The organism is Enterobacter sp. PP-008-ECC_S150 (assembly GCF_045257065.1).
GTDB lineage: Bacteria > Pseudomonadota > Gammaproteobacteria > Enterobacterales > Enterobacteriaceae > Enterobacter > Enterobacter chengduensis.
This window is the reverse complement of the sequence record NZ_JBJHHG010000001.1, coordinates 95,981-114,171: the sequence shown is the minus strand read 5'-3', so window position 1 is coordinate 114,171 and position 18,191 is coordinate 95,981. Positions and strand designations below refer to the sequence as shown.

At 46.1% G+C, this 18,191-nt stretch carries 16 protein-coding genes; all 16 read left to right on the top strand.

Annotation, left to right across the window (positions count from 1 at the left end; translation table 11 throughout):
• Positions 1-64 precede the first annotated feature (64 nt).
• The 16 genes from wcaJ (at position 65) to ACJBF3_RS00470 (ending at position 18,153) form a co-directional block, all read left to right on the top strand.
• A complete protein-coding gene (wcaJ, locus tag ACJBF3_RS00545; RefSeq protein ID WP_045328102.1) occupies positions 65-1,459 on the top strand; it encodes an undecaprenyl-phosphate glucose phosphotransferase in 1,395 nt (464 codons plus the stop codon).
• Position 1,460: 1 nt separating this feature from the next.
• Entirely contained in the window at positions 1,461-2,939 is a 1,479-nt protein-coding gene (wzxC, locus tag ACJBF3_RS00540; protein ID WP_045328103.1) for a colanic acid undecaprenyl disphosphate flippase WzxC, read from the top strand.
• Positions 2,940-2,956: 17 nt separating this feature from the next.
• Complete coding sequence (gene wcaK / locus ACJBF3_RS00535) at positions 2,957-4,237, top strand: colanic acid biosynthesis pyruvyl transferase WcaK (RefSeq protein WP_045328104.1); 1,281 nt, start codon at positions 2,957-2,959, stop codon at positions 4,235-4,237.
• Positions 4,234-5,454, top strand: a complete 1,221-nt coding sequence (wcaL, locus tag ACJBF3_RS00530; protein ID WP_045328105.1) for a colanic acid biosynthesis glycosyltransferase WcaL — start codon at positions 4,234-4,236, stop codon at positions 5,452-5,454. The genes wcaK and wcaL overlap by 4 nt, the downstream gene beginning before the upstream one ends.
• 12 nt (positions 5,455-5,466) lie before the next feature.
• Positions 5,467-6,858, top strand: coding sequence for a colanic acid biosynthesis protein WcaM (gene wcaM, locus ACJBF3_RS00525; RefSeq protein ID WP_045328106.1), 1,392 nt, complete (start codon positions 5,467-5,469; stop codon positions 6,856-6,858).
• A gap of 176 nt (positions 6,859-7,034) precedes the next feature.
• A complete protein-coding gene (gene galF / locus ACJBF3_RS00520) occupies positions 7,035-7,931 on the top strand; it encodes a GalU regulator GalF (RefSeq protein WP_032641615.1) in 897 nt (298 codons plus the stop codon).
• A 354-nt stretch (positions 7,932-8,285) separates the two neighbouring features.
• A complete protein-coding gene (gene rfbB, locus ACJBF3_RS00515; RefSeq protein WP_045328107.1) occupies positions 8,286-9,368 on the top strand; it encodes a dTDP-glucose 4,6-dehydratase in 1,083 nt (360 codons plus the stop codon).
• 2 nt (positions 9,369-9,370) lie between these two features.
• Positions 9,371-10,270 carry a dTDP-4-dehydrorhamnose reductase gene (gene rfbD, locus ACJBF3_RS00510; RefSeq protein WP_045328108.1) on the top strand — a complete coding sequence of 300 codons (900 nt, stop codon included), beginning with the start codon at positions 9,371-9,373 and terminating at the stop codon, positions 10,268-10,270.
• 52 nt (positions 10,271-10,322) lie between these two features.
• On the top strand, positions 10,323-11,201 hold the full coding sequence (gene rfbA / locus ACJBF3_RS00505) for a glucose-1-phosphate thymidylyltransferase RfbA (RefSeq protein ID WP_045328109.1): 879 nt from the start codon (positions 10,323-10,325) through the stop codon (positions 11,199-11,201).
• A gap of 3 nt (positions 11,202-11,204) precedes the next feature.
• Entirely contained in the window at positions 11,205-11,762 is a 558-nt protein-coding gene (gene rfbC / locus ACJBF3_RS00500) for a dTDP-4-dehydrorhamnose 3,5-epimerase (protein WP_072049995.1), read from the top strand.
• On the top strand, positions 11,759-13,006 hold the full coding sequence (locus ACJBF3_RS00495; RefSeq protein ID WP_045328110.1) for a flippase: 1,248 nt from the start codon (positions 11,759-11,761) through the stop codon (positions 13,004-13,006). Before rfbC ends, ACJBF3_RS00495 begins: the two co-directional genes overlap by 4 nt.
• Before the next feature lie 51 nt (positions 13,007-13,057).
• The gene (locus ACJBF3_RS00490; RefSeq protein WP_274533063.1) at positions 13,058-14,227 is read left to right on the top strand and encodes an O-antigen polymerase; all 1,170 of its coding nucleotides are present in this window, start codon (positions 13,058-13,060) and stop codon (positions 14,225-14,227) included.
• Positions 14,209-15,144 (top strand): glycosyltransferase, encoded by a 936-nt coding sequence (locus ACJBF3_RS00485; protein ID WP_406544601.1) that lies wholly within the window; start codon positions 14,209-14,211, stop codon positions 15,142-15,144. The genes ACJBF3_RS00490 and ACJBF3_RS00485 overlap by 19 nt, the downstream gene beginning before the upstream one ends.
• Positions 15,141-15,932 (top strand): glycosyltransferase family 2 protein, encoded by a 792-nt coding sequence (locus tag ACJBF3_RS00480; protein ID WP_045328113.1) that lies wholly within the window; start codon positions 15,141-15,143, stop codon positions 15,930-15,932. The genes ACJBF3_RS00485 and ACJBF3_RS00480 overlap by 4 nt, the downstream gene beginning before the upstream one ends.
• Positions 15,929-17,023 (top strand): glycosyltransferase, encoded by a 1,095-nt coding sequence (locus tag ACJBF3_RS00475; RefSeq protein ID WP_045328114.1) that lies wholly within the window; start codon positions 15,929-15,931, stop codon positions 17,021-17,023. Before ACJBF3_RS00480 ends, ACJBF3_RS00475 begins: the two co-directional genes overlap by 4 nt.
• Positions 17,023-18,153, top strand: coding sequence for a glycosyltransferase family 4 protein (locus tag ACJBF3_RS00470; RefSeq protein WP_045328115.1), 1,131 nt, complete (start codon positions 17,023-17,025; stop codon positions 18,151-18,153). The genes ACJBF3_RS00475 and ACJBF3_RS00470 overlap by 1 nt, the downstream gene beginning before the upstream one ends.
• Positions 18,154-18,191: the final 38 nt, after the last annotated feature.

Sequence of the window (18,191 nt, the reverse complement as noted above, 5' to 3'; positions counted from 1 at the left end):
TTCCCTCTCCCCTTTGGGGAGAGGGTTAGGGTGAGGGGTAAGGTTTAGAACTAAAGGAACAACGATGACGAATCTAAAAAAACGCGAACGAGCGAGAACGAATGCATCGTTAATCTCTATGGTGCAGCGTTTTTCTGATATCACCATCATGGTCGGTGGATTGTGGGCAGTGTGTCGAATCAGCGGGCTGCCGTTCTTATATATGCATCTGCTGATGGCCCTGATTGCGCTGGTCGTGTTTCAGATGATCGGCGGGATGACCGATTTCTACCGCTCGTGGCGCGGCGTCAAAATGACCACCGAACTGATGCTGCTGCTGCAGAACTGGACTCTCAGCCTGATTTTCAGCGCCGGCCTGGTGGCGTTCAGCCATGATTTTGATAACCGCCTCGTGACCTACCTCAGCTGGTATCTGCTGACCAGCGTCGGCATGGTGGTCTGCCGCTCCCTGATCCGCTTTGGCGCAGGCTGGCTGCGCAACCGCGGTTATAACCGTCGCTTTGTGGCGGTGGCAGGCGATCTGCCGGTCGGGAAGGTGCTGCTCGACGGCTTCCGCAACGAACCGTGGTTAGGGTTTGAAGTGGTGGGGATTTATCACGACGCGAAGCCGGGCGGCGTGCCGTCGGACTGGGCGGGCAATTACGACCAGCTTATTGAAGACGCGAAGGCCGGTAAAATTCACAACGTCTATATCGCCATGCAGATGAGCGACGAATTCCGCATCAAGCAGCTGATGCGCGAGCTGGCGGACACCACCTGCTCGGTGATCCTGATCCCGGACGTGTTTACCTTCAATATCCTGCATTCCCGAATTGAAGAGGTGAACGGCGTGCCGGTGGTACCGCTATATGACACGCCGCTGTCGGGCATTAACCGCGTGCTCAAGCGCGTGGAAGATATCGTGCTCTCATCGCTGATTCTGCTGCTCATCTCCCCGGTGCTGTGCTGCATCGCGCTGGCGGTGAAGCTGAGTTCTCCCGGCCCGGTTATTTTCCGCCAGACCCGCTACGGCATGGACGGTAAGCCGATTATGGTGTGGAAATTCCGCTCCATGAAGGTGATGGAAAACGACAAGGTGGTGACCCAGGCCACGCAGAACGATCCGCGCGTGACCCGCGTGGGGAACTTCCTGCGCCGCACCTCTCTGGATGAACTGCCGCAGTTTATCAACGTCTTTACCGGCGGGATGTCGATTGTGGGCCCGCGTCCGCACGCGGTGGCGCATAACGAGCAGTACCGCGCGCTGATTGAAGGCTACATGCTGCGCCATAAGGTGAAGCCGGGCATTACCGGCTGGGCGCAGATCAACGGCTGGCGCGGCGAAACCGACACGCTGGAAAAAATGGAAAAACGCATCGAGTTCGATCTGGAGTACATCCGCGAGTGGAGCCTCTGGTTCGATATCAAGATTGTTTTTCTGACCATCTTCAAAGGCTTCGTGAACAAAGCGGCGTACTAAGATGAGCTTACGTGAAAAAACCATCAGCGGCGCCAAGTGGTCAGCGATGGCGACCATCGTCATCATTGGCCTCGGCCTGGTGCAGATGACCGTGCTGGCGCGCATTATCGATAACCATCAGTTCGGCCTGCTGACCGTCTCGCTGGTGATTATCGCGCTGGCCGATACGCTGTCTGACTTTGGTATTGCCAACTCGATTATCCAGCGCAAGGAGATCGGCCATCTGGAGCTGACCACGCTCTACTGGCTGAACGTGGGCCTGGGAATTTTCGTCTTTGTGCTGGTGTTCCTGTTGAGCGACACCATTGCCAGCGTGCTGCACAACCCGGATCTCGCTCCGCTGATGCGCACGCTGTCGTTTGCGTTCGTGGTGATCCCGCACGGGCAGCAGTTCCGCGCGCTGATGCAGAAAGAGCTGGAGTTCAACAAGATCGGCATGATCGAGACCAGCGCCGTGCTGGCGGGCTTTACCTTCACCGTGGTGAGCGCCCATTTCTGGCCGCTGGCGATGACCGCCATCCTCGGTTACCTGGTCAACTCTGCCGTGCGTACCCTGCTGTTTGGCTATTTCGGCCGCAAGATTTACCGCCCCGGGCTGCACTTCTCTCTGGCGTCCGTCTCGTCCAACCTGCGCTTTGGCGCGTGGCTGACGGCGGACAGCATCATCAACTATGTGAATACCAACCTGTCGACGCTGGTGCTGGCGCGTATTCTCGGCGCGAGCGTGGCGGGGGGCTACAACCTGGCCTACAACGTCGCGGTGGTGCCGCCGATGAAGCTCAACCCGATCATCACCCGCGTGCTGTTCCCGGCGTTTGCCAAGATTCAGGACGACACCGAGAAGCTGCGCGTCAACTTCTACAAGCTGCTTTCCGTAGTGGGGATTATCAACTTCCCGGTGCTGCTGGGGCTGATGGTGGTTTCAAGCAATTTCGTGCCGCTGGTGTTTGGCGAGAAGTGGAACGGCATCATCCCAATTCTGCAGCTGCTCTGCGTGGTAGGACTGCTGCGCTCCGTGGGGAACCCGATTGGTTCTCTGCTGATGGCGAAGGCGCGGGTGGACATCAGCTTTAAGTTCAACGTGTTCAAAACCTTCCTGTTTATTCCGGCGATTATCGTCGGCGGGCATATGGCGGGCGCTATTGGCGTCACGCTCGGCTTCCTGCTGGTGCAGGTAGTCAATACCGTTCTGAGCTACTTCATCATGATCAAGCCGGTGCTGGGCTCCAGCTACCGTCAGTACATTTTGAGCCTGTGGCTGCCGTTCTACCTCTCATTGCCGACCCTGGCGGTGAGCTACGGTCTGGGCATCATCCTCAGCGGTCACCTGCCGCTGGCCGCGCTGCTGGCGGTGCAGGTGGCCGCAGGGGCGCTGGCGTTTGGCGTGATGATTGTGCTGTCGCGCAATGCGCTGGTGGTAGAGATGAAGCGCCAGTTTTGCCGTAACGAAAAAATGAAAACGCTGCTTCGCGCAGGCTAGTTATTTAAGAGGCCAATATGAAATTATTAATTCTTGGCAACCATACCTGCGGCAACCGTGGCGACAGCGCCATCCTGCGCGGTTTACTGGATGCGATTAACACCCTTAAGCCTGAGACCGAAGTGGACGTGATGAGCCGTTATCCGGTCAGCTCATCCTGGTTACTGAACCGCCCGGTGATGGGCGACCCGCTCTACAGCCAGATGAAACAGCATAACAACGCCGCGGGCGTGATGGGGCGCGTGAAGAAGGTGCTGCGTCGTCGCTACCAGCACCAGGTGCTGCTTTCCCGCGTGACCGATACCGGCAAGCTGCGCAACATCGCCATCGCCCAGGGCTTTACCGATTTTGTTCGTCTGCTGTCCGGCTATGACGCGATTATTCAGGTGGGCGGTTCGTTCTTCGTCGATCTCTACGGCGTGCCGCAGTTTGAGCATGCGCTGTGTACGTTCATGGCGAAAAAGCCGCTGTTTATGATTGGCCACAGCGTGGGGCCTTTCCAGGATCCGCAGTTTAACCAGCTGGCGAACTACGTCTTCGGCCACTGCGACGCGCTGATCCTGCGCGAGTCGGTCAGCCTTGAGATGATGAAGCGCAGCGAAATTGACACCACCAAAGTTGAGCACGGCGTGGACACCGCCTGGCTGGTGGATCACCAGGACGACAGCTTCCAGGCAAGCTACGCGGTGCAGCACTGGCTGGACGTGGCGGCGAAACAGAAAACCGTCGCTATCACGCTGCGCGAACTGGCGCCCTTCGATAAACGCTTAGGCACCACGCAGGCGGCGTACGAGAAAGCCTTTGCCGACGTGGTTAACCGCGTACTGGACAGCGGGTACCAGGTGCTGGCGCTGTCCACCTGCACCGGTATTGACAGCTACAACAAAGATGACCGCATGGTGGCGCTGAACCTGCGCAACCTGGTCAACGATCCGTCCCGCTATCACGTGGTGATGGACGAGCTGAACGACCTGGAGATGGGCAAGCTGCTCTCCGCCTGCGACCTGACCGTCGGCACGCGCCTGCACTCGGCGATTATCTCGATGAACTTCGGTACCCCGGCGATTGCCATTAACTACGAACACAAGTCCGCCGGGATCATGCAGCAGCTCGGCATGCCGGAAATGGCCGTGGATATCCGTCATCTGCTGGACGGTTCGCTGGGTGCGATGGTGGGCGACACGCTTGGTCAACTGCCCGCTATCAATGAACGGCTGTCCGTGGCGGTGAAGGCCGAGCGCGAGAAGGGCATTGGGATGGTGAAATCGGTCCTCGACCGCGTGCGGGAGGGGAAATGAAGGTTGGTTTCTTCTTGCTGAAATTTCCGCTGTCGTCTGAGACCTTTGTTCTGAACCAAATCACCGCGTTTATCGACATGGGATATGACGTGGAGATTATCGCCCTGCAAAAGGGCGATACCCAAAACACCCATGCGGCGTATACCCAGTACGGGCTGGCGGCGAAAACCCGCTGGCTGCAGGATGAGCCGTCCGGGAAGCTGAGCAAGCTGCGCCACCGGGCCAGCCAGACCTTACGCGGGATCCACCGCGCGTCAACCTGGCGGGCGCTGAATGTTTCCCGTTATGGGTCCGAATCCCGCAATCTGATCCTCTCGGCCATCTGCGGCCAAACTGCGCGGCCGTATCGCGCCGACGTGTTTATCGCCCACTTTGGCCCGGCGGGCGTCACCGCCGCGAAGCTGCGGGAACTGGGCGTGATTGACGGCAAAATAGCAACCATTTTCCACGGTATCGACATCTCCAGCCGCGAGGTGCTGAACCACTATACGCCGGAGTATCAGCAGCTTTTCAGGCGCGGCGACATGATGCTGCCCATCAGCGATCTGTGGGCGGGACGCCTGAAAAACATGGGCTGCCCGGGAGATAAAATTGCCGTTTCGCGCATGGGCGTGGACTTAACGCGCTTTACCCGCCGCCCGGTGAAGGTGCCGGGCAAACCGCTGCAGATCATCTCCGTTGCGCGTCTGACCGAGAAGAAAGGCCTGCACGTGGCCATTGAAGCCTGCCGCCAGCTGAAAGCGCGCGGGGTGGATTTCCACTACCGCATTCTCGGCATTGGGCCGTGGGAGCGCCGTCTGCGGACGCTCATCGAACAGTATCAGCTGGAAGATGTCGTAGAGATGCCGGGCTTTAAGCCGAGCCATGAGGTTAAAACCCTGCTCGATGAGGCGGACGTGTTTCTGCTGCCTTCCGTGACGGGCGCCGATGGCGATATGGAAGGCATCCCGGTGGCGCTGATGGAGGCGATGGCCGTCGGTATTCCGGTGGTGTCGACCCTGCACAGCGGGATCCCGGAGCTGATCAAATCCGATCATTCCGGCTGGCTGGTGCCGGAGAATAACGCGATGGCCCTTGCCGACCGCTTAGCGGCCTTCAGCGACATCGACCAGCAGGCGCTGGAGCCCGTGCTGCACAATGCCCGCCAAAAAGTGGAAACCGATTTTAACCAGCAGGTGATCAATCGCCAGCTCGCGAGCCTGCTGCAAACGCTGTAACGCCGAGGATGTATGCTGAAAAAGATTACCCGACGCACCTTTGTCTCTTCTCTGTCCGTTCTGGCTGCCACGCCGCTGCTGTCGTCACGCATTGCGCGTGCGGCAGCCGGAAGAACGGTCTCTGTTAATCAGTACAATAACAACGACTGGATTGCCGCGTTTAAGCAGGCGTTTAATGACGGTGACACGGTCGTTGTCCCTGCCGGGCTGACCTGTGAAAACATCAACACGGGCATTTTCATTCCCGACGGAAAAACGCTGCTGATCCGCGGGGCGTTAACCGGCAACGGACGCGGCCGCTTTGTTCTGCAGGAAGGGAGCAGGGTGATCGGCGAGGGAGCCGGGCGCACGGAGAACATTACGCTTGACGTTCGCGGCTCTGACTGCGTCATTAAAGGGCTGGCGATGAGCGGTTTTGGCCCGGTGGCGCAGATTTACATTGGCGGCAAGAATGCCAGCGTGATGCGTAATTTGCTGATTGATAACATCAGCGTGAGTCAGGCCAACTACGCCATCCTGCGCCAGGGGTTCCACAACCAGGTGGACGGCGCCCGCATCATCAACAGCAAATTTAGCCATCTGCAGGGCGATGCGATTGAGTGGAACGTGGCCATTAACGATCGTAATATCCTGATCTCCGATCATGTCATCGACAACATCAACTGCACCAACGGCAAGATCAACTGGGGCATCGGCATTGGCCTCGCCGGCAGCACCTATGATAACGACTACCCGGAAAAGCAAACCGTGAAGAACTTCGTCGTGGCCAATATCACCGGCAGCAACTGTCGCCAGCTGGTGCACGTCGAAAACGGTAAGCATTTTGTTATCCGTAATATAAAGGCCAAAAATATTACCCCTGACTTCAGTAAAAAGGCGGGAATAGACAATGCCACGGTGGCCATTTATGGCTGTGATAATTTCATTATTGATAATGTCGACATGGTCAACAGTGCGGGAATGTTAATCGGCTACGGGGTGATAAAAGGCGATTATTTATCCATTCCGCAAAACTTTAAGCTCAATAATATTCACCTCGATAATCGACAGCTTGCGTATAAATTGCGCGGGATACAGATTTCATCCGGCAACGCCACCTCCTTTGTCGCAATAACCAACGTGCAAATGCAGCGTGCAACGCTGGAACTGCACAACAAGCCTCAGCATCTTTTTTTACGGAATATCAATGTGATGCAGGAAGCCGCTGTGGGTCCGGCGCTGAAGATAAATTTCGACCTGCGCAAAGATGTGCGGGGTAAATTTATGGCGAAAGACGAGACGCTGCTGTCGCTGGCGAACATAAAGGCGGTGAATGAGAAGGGGCAAAGCTCGGTGGATATTGACCGGGTCGACCAGCAGGTGGTGAATACGGAACGGCTGAACTTTGCGCTTCCGCACAGATAATCGCCAGTCGTCAATTTTGAGACTATTCCTGGCATAAAAACGTGATCTAATCAGATTACAACTACGGAAATTTGTAGTGCCAGGGCGTAACATTACCCATGAATTACGGCAAATCATGCTGGCGAAAACAGGTTTAAGAGCTATAATTCGTCAACCATTTTAAGGTGGAAGAAATAATGATTAATTTGAAAGCAGTCATTCCGGTAGCAGGCCTGGGCATGCATATGCTGCCAGCCACAAAAGCCATTCCTAAAGAGATGCTGCCGATCGTCGACAAGCCAATGATTCAATACATTGTCGACGAGATTGTTGCTGCAGGGATCAAAGAAATCGTCCTGGTTACCCATTCGTCCAAGAATGCGGTTGAGAACCACTTCGACACCTCTTACGAACTCGAAGCGTTGCTTGAGCAGCGCGTCAAACGCCAGCTGCTGGCAGAAGTACAGTCCATCTGTCCGCCGGGCGTTACCATAATGAACGTGCGTCAGGCGCAGCCGCTGGGTCTGGGACACTCTATCCTGTGTGCTCGCCCTGTTGTCGGTGATAACCCATTTATTGTCGTACTGCCGGACATCATCATTGATACCGCGTCTGCCGATCCGCTGCGTTACAACCTGGCGGCCATGGTGGCGCGCTTCAACGAAACGGGTCGCAGCCAGGTGCTGGCGAAACGCATGAAGGGCGATCTCTCTGAGTACTCCGTGATTCAGACGAAAGAAGCGCTGGAGACGGAAGGGCAGGTGAGCCGCATCGTTGAGTTCATCGAAAAACCGGATCAGCCGCAGACGCTGGACTCAGATCTGATGGCGGTGGGCCGCTATGTTCTGAACGCAGATATCTGGGCGGAGCTGGAAAAAACCGAACCAGGCGCCTGGGACCGTATTCAGCTGACCGACGCGATTGCTGAACTGGCGAAAAAACAGTCTGTTGACGCGATGCTGATGACCGGCGACAGCTACGACTGCGGTAAGAAAATGGGGTATATGCAGGCGTTTGTGAACTATGGTCTGCGTAACCTGAAGGAAGGGGCGAAGTTCAGAACTCGTATTGAGAAGTTGCTGGCAAACGACTAAGTCCTCACCACGCATTGAAAAAGCGGCACTCCGCATTGTGGTTGTTGTTACACAACCATAATGAGGATTGCCGCTTTTTGTTATTAATCCCTGTAATAACATGGAGTTATCTGATTGTGTTTTGCTCTGATTTGTAACGATTTGTGCTTGTTTCTGAGGTCGTTTAGGACGACAATTAACGCCAGTTTCTTGTCTGTATCCAGACAAGAGAAAATCATTTAATCAAAAAACGCTCAGTGCACTGGTAGCTGTTAAGCCAGGGGCGGTAGCGTGCTCAATTTCTGAAACCGTTAATAATTGTTCAGGTTTCAGAGCGCCAGTATCCAGACATATACACTAGACGGAACAGATAACGTGAAAATTCTTGTGACGGGCGGGGCCGGCTTTATCGGCTCAGCGGTTGTACGACATATTATTAAAAATACCCAGGATGACGTCGTCAACGTGGACAAGCTGACGTATGCCGGCAACCTTGAGTCGCTGAGTGAAGTCAGTAACAGCGACCGATATGCCTTTGAACATGCGGATATTTGCGACAAAGACGCTATGGAGCGCATTTTTGCAAAGCATAAGCCTGATGCGGTGATGCATCTGGCCGCCGAAAGTCACGTCGATCGTTCTATTACCGGCCCGGCAGCGTTTATCGAAACCAATATCGTCGGCACGTATGTTCTTCTGGAAGCCGCTCGTGCGTACTGGTCAACGCTGGATGAGACAGCGAAGAAAGCGTTTCGTTTCCATCACATCTCTACCGACGAAGTATATGGTGATTTACCGCATCCTGATGAGCACCCGGCATCAGCTGAGCTGCCACTCTTCACTGAAACTACCGCGTATGCACCTAGCAGCCCATATTCAGCGTCAAAAGCCTCGAGCGATCATCTTGTGCGTGCTTGGCTGCGTACCTACGGTTTCCCGACCATTGTCACCAACTGTTCAAACAATTACGGTCCGTACCATTTCCCGGAAAAGCTGATTCCGCTGGTTATCCTGAATGCGCTGGAGGGTAAGGCTCTGCCAATTTACGGTAAAGGCGATCAGATCCGTGACTGGCTGTATGTAGAAGATCATGCACGTGCACTGTACGCCGTTGTCACTGAAGGGAAACCGGGTGAAACATATAACATCGGCGGCCATAACGAGAAGCAGAATCTTGACGTAGTGCATACCATTTGTGATTTGCTGGATGAAATTGTGCCGAAAGAGGGGTCATATCGCGATCAGATTACGTATGTGGCTGACCGTCCCGGTCATGATCGTCGCTACGCCATTGATGCACATAAAATTGGCGTTGAACTGGGCTGGAAGCCAGAGGAAACGTTCGAAAGCGGAATTCGAAAGACCGTGGAATGGTATCTGAGCAACCAGGATTGGGTTAACAACGTGAAAAGTGGTGCTTATAAAAGTTGGATCGAGCAGAACTACGGGGAACGTTAATAATGAATATTCTTCTGTTCGGTAAAACAGGGCAGGTGGGGTGGGAACTTCAGCGTGCGCTTGCCCCGCTAGGTAACTTGATAGCAGTCGATGTGCATTCTAAAGAATATTGCGGGGACTTTAGCAATCCTGAAGGAATCGCGGAAACGGTCCGTGCAATTAAACCTGACGTTATCGTTAACGCCGCAGCGCATACGGCCGTAGATAAGGCAGAGTCTGAGCCTGATTTTGCCAGACTCCTCAACGCAACTAGCGTTGAAGCGATAGCCAAAGAGGCCGCTAAGCTTGACGCATGGGTTGTTCACTACTCTACCGACTATGTATTCCCGGGGGACGGTGAAAAGCCATGGCGTGAAACGGATTTGACTGCTCCGCTGAATGTTTACGGTGAGACAAAGCTCGAAGGCGAAAAGGCATTGCAGGCGCATTGTCCTAAGCACCTGATTTTCCGCACCAGTTGGGTATATGCCGGGAAGGGCAACAATTTCGCTAAAACGATGTTGCGGCTTGCAAAAGAACGTCAGGAACTCTCCGTTATCAACGATCAGGTTGGTGCACCAACGGGCGCTGAATTGCTAGCAGACTGCACAGCGCATGCTATCCGTGTCGCAATGATGCAGCCAGAAGTTGCTGGCCTTTACCATCTGGTCGCCTCGAATACAACAACCTGGTATGACTATGCAGCACTGGTGTTTGATGAAGCCAGAAAAGCGGGGGTTGAGTTGGCAATTGAAAAGCTTAATGCTGTTCCAACATCGGCTTACCCAACGCCAGCACGCCGACCGCATAATTCACGCTTGAACACCGAGAAGTTTCAGGCGAATTTTGGTCTTTTACTGCCCTCCTGGGATATTGGCGTAAAACGGATGCTCGCTGAACTTTTTACGACTCAATCCATTTAATGAGATAAATGCCCTCATATGGGCATTTGATATTTTATATAGAGAAAAAAAGATGGCTACGCGTAAAGGTATTATTCTGGCCGGTGGTTCTGGCACTCGTCTGTACCCTGTGACCATGGCGGTGAGTAAACAGCTACTGCCAATTTATGACAAACCAATGATTTATTATCCGCTGTCAACACTCATGCTGGCTGGGATAAAAGATATTCTTATTATCAGCACTCCACAAGACACACCTCGTTTTGAACAGTTGCTGGGTGATGGAAGCCAGTGGGGACTGAATCTGCAATATAAAGTCCAGCCAAGTCCAGATGGCCTGGCACAGGCGTTTATCATCGGTGAAGAGTTTATCGGTGGTGATAGCTGCGCTTTGGTGTTGGGTGACAATATCTTCTACGGACATGACCTGCCGAAGCAGCTTGAAGCTGCAGTAAATAAAGAGGATGGTGCTACAGTCTTTGCCTACCATGTTAATGATCCTGAGCGCTATGGTGTGGTGGAGTTTGATAAGGACGGGATCGCCATAAGTCTGGAAGAAAAGCCATTAGACCCTAAGAGTAACTATGCAGTTACCGGTCTTTATTTCTATGATAATGATGTGATTGATATGGCCAAAAATCTAAAGCCATCTTCTCGTGGTGAGCTGGAAATTACAGACATTAACCGCATATATCTGGAGCAAGGGCGTCTTTCTGTTGCGATGATGGGTCGTGGATATGCATGGCTAGATACCGGCACTCATCAAAGTCTTATTGAGGCCAGTAATTTCATAGCAACAATTGAAGAACGTCAGGGACTTAAGGTGTCTTGCCCTGAAGAGATTGCTTTCCGTAAAGGCTTTATAGACGCTGACCAAGTTAAAAAATTAGCGGCACCACTATCCAAAAATGCATATGGTCAGTATCTACAAAAAATGATTAAAGGTTATTAAGTGATGAAAGTAATAGAATCAGATATTCCTGGTGTTTTTATATTTGAACCTAAAATTTTTGGTGATGATCGTGGCTTTTTCTATGAAAGCTTTAGTCAAAAAATATTTGAGGAAACAGTTGGGCACAAAGTCAACTTTGTGCAGGACAATCATTCTAAATCATCTAAAGGTGTACTTCGGGGGTTACATTATCAACTAAACCCATATGCTCAAGGAAAATTAGTCCGTTGTATAGTTGGGGAGGTATATGATATTGCAGTTGATATACGAAAGTCCTCTAAAACATTTGGTCAATGGGTTGGAGTGAATTTGTCGGCAGAAAATAAACGTCAGCTCTGGATTCCAGAAGGGTTTGCCCATGGCTTTCAGGTATTAAGTGAAAGTGCAGAATTTGTGTATAAGACCACAAATTATTATCACTCTCAATCAGAGCGAGGGTTGCGATATGATGATCCACAAATTAATATAAAATGGCCCTATAAAGGTAATTTGAATTTATCATCAAAAGATCAAGGCGCTCCTCTGTTGGTAAATATTCCAGAAGATGAGTTGTTTAAATGAGTGTAATAAGAAATAGTATCTGGAATATTGCTGGATATATTATTCCTGCTATAATTACCATTCCCGCGCTAGGTATATTAGGACGAGTGTTGGGGGCAGAAATATTTGGTGTTTTTACACTCGCTATGGCAATTGTCGGATATGCAAGTATTTTTGATGTAGGACTATCTCGTGCAGTGATAAGAGAAGTATCAATTTTTCGAGATGATACTGAAGAAAAACAAAGGATTATATTCACATCATCACTATTGGTCATTATAATGGGGCTAATTGCCTCGTCGATTCTATACATATTTAGTAATGAAATAACAAATTTGCTAAAAATTAGTCAAGATAAATATTTACATGTTGTACATTCGATGGGGATATTAGCGCTGTCGATACCAATTTTTTTGGTTACTCAAATATGGCTTGCCGTACTTGAAGGAGAAGAACGGTTTGCAATACTGAATGTATATAAATCTATTACAGGTTCATTACTCTCTCTGCTTCCAGTTATTTTTATTTATTTCGTTCCATCTTTGGAATCAGCTATTTGGGGGTTGGTGTTTTCACGTATATGTTGTCTTATCGCTGCTTTCTATTTGTGTCGAAAAATAATAATTAACTCCTTGCTAAAGTTTAGCCTTACAACTCTAAAACGGCTGCTTATGTTTGGTGGTTGGATAACAGTCAGTAATATTATTAGCCCAATAATGGCGTATTTTGATCGATTTATAGTATCTAATCAGTTGGGGGCTTCAGTTGTTGCTTTTTATACTGCGCCAGCTGAAATAATTGCAAGGCTAGGTATTATACCCGGTGCTTTTGCCAGAGCGATTTTTCCGCGTCTAAGTGCATCCAATATTGCAATTGATAGAAAGAAAAATAAAAGAATAATTTCTCTAATTCTTTTGGTTGTTACTTTACCTATTTTGTTACTGGGCACTTTGCTTGGTGACAAGTTTATGACTATTTGGATGGGGGATAGTTTTTCGGGTGTTCCCTCAATAATTTTGACTATTCTTCTGGTTGGTTTTGTTTTTAATTCACTTGCTCAAATTCCATTTGCGAGTATTCAGTCTCGCGGCTTTGCAAAAATTACGGCGTATATACATATGTTTGAATTGGTGCCATACTTATTGATGCTTTATTTTTTTATAAAACATTATGGTATAATGGGTGCCGCGTTTGCATGGTCCATAAGGATGTTTGTTGACTATTTAATATTATCAATTGTTGATAAAAGCATTGATAGACGGTAATTTTATCATTAAATTACAGTGATGAAATAAAGGCTAACCATGATATATGTTTTGTTACTTGCAATCATTTCCTCTTTAGGAATATTTGTTGCGCTTTATTTTATAAAAACTAATTTAACATCTCCCTTATCACTTCATTGTTTTGCATGGTTCTTAGTTAGTATTGTTGGTCTATTTGCATATGATGATTTTAATGAGTTTTCTGAAATAAGTTTTTATGCTTTCATTATTTGGTATTCAATTCTTTATTTTATTCTGATGATAGGGGAGTTGGTTGTTCTCACTACTGATAGCAGAAGTTTATTTATCAATAAAAGGTATGTATGTAGTCGATATTGGATTGTTGTATTGCCGTTATCTCTTTATTCAGTTTGGGAGATTTATAATGTAGGTAAGGGAGGGCCGGCAAGTTTTTTCCTTAATCTCCGCTTGGCTAACATAATCGATGATTATGATGGAGTAAAGTTTACTCTACTGACGGCAGTATATCCAGTTATGGTGGCAATATTTGCTATAGTTTGTTTGGCTGATACTACGAAAAAAAATAAGTATTCTATTTTATTATGGATTTTATTATTTTGTATTGGCACTATGGGGAAGTTTGCTATCGTCACACCGATTCTAATTTACCTAATAATTCGTGAAATGACAGTTGGTTTGAACAAGAGGAAACTATTCCTCTTGGCTCCAATAATAACTGTTACTATTCTTCTTTTACATTTCATAAGAATGTCTTCTGAAGATAATGCTACTGTGAGTTCAGTTTTAGGTGTATATATATACTCCCCGCTTTTGGCATTGAGTAAGTTATCTGAATTGGATAGTAGTGGTGATTCAGGGATATATACTTTTAGGTTTATTTTTGCAATTTTATATAAATTAGGATTATCTTCTACCGAGCCTGTAAAAACAATAATGGAATATGTAAATGTGCCGGTTCCTACTAATGTTTTCACTGTGATGCAACCTTTTTTTCAGGATTATTCTTTATACGGAGTCGCTTTTGGAGCGATGTTTTATGAGGTAATATACGCTTCAGTTTATATTTGTGCAAGGCAAGACAGCCCAGTCGCGATGCTTATATATGCTGTTCTTGCTGTAGGGCTGTTTACTTCCTTTTTTGCGGAAACCTTAATAACAAATTTCTCTGGCAACATGAAATTAATTATCTGTATATATATTTTATGGCGGTTTACAGTTAAATGCAAAATAAACGAATAACTATTTTAATGGCGACTTATAACGGTGGTGAGCATATTGAGAATCAGCTCCTTTCGTTGCAGCAACAAAAGTATAAGGACTGGATACTTTATATTCATGATGATGGTTCTAAAGACAATACTGTTAGCATCATAAAGAAAATGCAGTTAAATGATAGCCGTATTAATCTTATCGAAGATGGAATAACAAGGCTTGGTACCGGAAAAAATTTCCTTTCTACAGTAAAATATGTGCAAACAGATTATGCCATTTTTTGCGATCAGGATGACATTTGGCTTGAAAATAAATTGAGTTCTATGTTCTCTTTTGCAGAGAATAAGGGGCTAGCTACCTGTGATCTACCCTGTATTATCTATACTGATGGATATGCTTTTGATGATGAAACAGGCGATATAGATTTCTCAGGCATTTCTCATAATCACGCTGATAGTCTAAAAGATTTTTTGTTTTTTAATGGTGGCTATCAGGGTTGTTCAATTATGTTTAATAAAGCAATGGTAAATATTATTACTGACTACCGTGGCTATGTTCATTTGCACGACGATATAGTAAGCTTAATTGCTCATGCTGTAGGATATGTATATTTTTTACCAAAAAAATTAATGCTTTATCGACAACATGCTGAGGCAGTGACTGGACAAAAAACATTCAATAATGGAATCCGTGCTAAATTATCTTCAAAAGTCGATTACCTACTTTCTAAAGAACACTTTATCGTAAAAAAATCATTTTATGACAATTATAAGTATCTTCTATCAAAGGAAGTGAAAAATGATTTTGATAAATTTTTTAAAATTTGTTTTGCTAAAAATAAGTTTTTACAATTGGTTTTTCTAGTAAAATATGGCTTTAGACTTAATAATAGCCGGTTAAAGTTATTATTAAAATGTATGCTTAGAAGGACCTTTAGTAAATGATTTCAATTTTAACACCCACATATAATCGTGCTTATACTCTTAAGCGATTATATATTTCATTACTTAATCAGGTAACAAAAGATTTTGAGTGGATTGTCATAGATGATGGTAGTGAGGATGACACACAAGCGTTAATAGAATCATTTCAACAAGAGAATATTATTAATATATTTTATCACAAACAGATAAATTTAGGCAAGCCACAAGCAATAAACACTGGTGTTAAATTATGTAATTCTGAATATGTATTTATTGTTGATAGTGACGATGCCTTAACTACAGATGCTATAACTTCTATTACTGATAGTCTTCAACAAGTTGAAACCGAAAACAAAGCTATATCTGGAGTTGCATTTCGTAGAGCATATTTTAATGGGGATGTAATTGGTGATAATTTAGATTCTGCCGTTACTACTGATGTCTGTTATCTTCGCGCAACTGAAGCGGGACATTTATTTGCGGGTGATTTGGCATATTGTTTTAAAAGAGAAATGTTATTAAAATTCCCATTCCCTTCTTATGAAAATGAAAAGTTTGTTCCTGAGTTGTTTATTTGGAATAAAATCACTGACTGCGCACTTATAAAATATCATAAAGTCAAAGCTATATATTTAAGCGAATATTTGGATGATGGGCTTTCTAAAAATTTTTCTGCACAACTCAAAGCAAACCCAAAAGGCTTTGGCTTATATTATTTAGATCAATTAAAGCGAGAAGTAAGCTTTTTCAAAAAAGCTAAAATGCTAATGCGCTATATACAATGTCGTTTATACGAGATTAAAAAATGAATATATTATTTGTTATAACAGGACTCGGCTTGGGAGGTGCTGAAAGGCAGTTGTGCTTATTAGCCGATAGATTCGCAGAGGAAATGCATAATGTTACGATAGTAGCTCTTTCTGGTAATGCAGTAATTACACCTGCGAGGAAGGACATAAAAATTTATTGTTTAGATATGAAGAAAACGGTTATTAGCTTTTTATCTAGCTTATTTAAACTACGTAATATAATATCAGATACTAAACCAGATGTTGTTCATAGCCATATGTTCCATGCCAATATTATGACAAGAATGGTACGTTTAATATCTGGCTGTAATTTTAATCTTATATGTACTGCGCATAGTAAAAACGAAGGCGGTAGATTTCGCATGTTAGCGTACCGTGTTACCGATCATTTATGTGATATAAATACAAATGTCAGTCAGGAGGCTCTGGAAAAATTCATTGAATTAAAATCATTTTCATCGTCAAAATCATTTGTTAATTATAATGGTATAGATACGGACGTTTTTAATTTTAGTAGCGAAGTACGTAAGATACTCAGAAAGAAATTATGTATTGAAGATGAAGAGATTATGATTCTTTCTGTTGGAAGATTAACCCCTGCTAAAGATTACCCGAATCTTCTTGATGCATTTAATTTATTGCCGAAGCACTATAAACTAGTAATTATAGGTGAGGGAGAAGTCCGTACTGTACTCGAGAAGAAGATAAAAGATTATAATTTGGCATCCCGTGTGAAATTGCTGGGAAGCATAAATGAAGTGCAAGATTACTATTCTGCTTGTGATTTATTTGTACTATCTTCCGCATGGGAAGGTTTTGGTTTAGTTGTTGCTGAGGCTATGGCTTGTCAGCGAATCGCTGTTAGTACTGATGCTGGAGGTGTGAAAGAAGTTATTGGCAATAATGATTTTATTGTACCTGTTTCAAACCCTAAGGCATTAGCAAATAAAATTATTGAAATTGAAGGGTTAACGGAAGAACGTAAGTGCATTTTACAAACTAACAATAGGAATCATATTATAAATAATTTCTCCATCGATTCTGTCGTTAGCAAATGGTTGAGCATGTATAGAATGAAACAGGATACTTAATGAAAATTTTGCTCATTGGAAATCAATCTAATACCATTATCCTTTTTAGGAAAAAACTTATCGAAAGTCTTGTTTCTATGGGAGTAACAGTTCATACATTAACCATGGATCGCGATGAGGAAAAATTCCGTCAAATTTCAATGTTCGGCGCTATACCCGATCAGTATAAATTTTCGAGATCGGGTATGAATCCTTTTTTAGATATGTTGAATACAGTAGCATTATCTAAAAAAATACGAAATATAGGACCTGATGTCGTTTTTTGTTTTTTCCCAAAACCTGTTATTTTCGGCACGCTAGCTGCTAGGTTAGCGGGTGTAAAAAATATTTATAATCTATTAGAGGGACTCGGTTTTTGTTATACAAAACACCAAGGTCAGGATTCTTATAAGAAAAAAATATTAAGATTAGTCCAAACTTTTCTTTATAAAGTGACATTGCCAAGAGCGAAGAAAGTTTTGTTTTTAAATTCTGATGATTATAACGAACTCATTATGGAAAACAAAATTTTCATCTCAGATTCTGAAGTAATTGGTGGGATTGGTGTTAATCTTAATGAGTACTCGTACAAAAAACCTAACCGGAGTAACATTCATTTTGGAATGGTTTCGCGTCTCCTTGTTGAAAAAGGAGTTAGGGAATTTGTACAGGCTGCCAGGATCATTAAAATAAAATATCCATATGTAAAATTTAGTATCGCAGGAGCGATTGATGATAACCCAGGCGGCATTACCCAAGAGCAAATAAGTGCATGGAAAAATGAAGGGCATATAGAGTTTCTTGGGCAAATTTCTGATGTAAAAAGTTATTTGGAAGGATTGAGCATTTTTGTTTTGCCTTCTTATCGAGAGGGTATCCCACGTAGCACACAAGAGGCCATGGCTATAGGCAGGGCAGTGATCACTACTGATGTACCTGGCTGCCGTGAGACTGTTCGCGATGGTCTGAACGGTTTGATAGTTCCTCCCTGGACTGTTAATGAGCTTGCTGATGCTATGGCCTTTTTTGTCAATAACCCTGAAAATATCGTATCAATGGGGTTGGAAAGCAGACGTCTTGCGGAAGAACTTTTTGACGAGAATTACGCAACAGATAAATTAATTAATATATTAATAAATCAAAGTGATTAAATACTTTGTTTTTGCTACAACGTTTCTTATTAGTATAT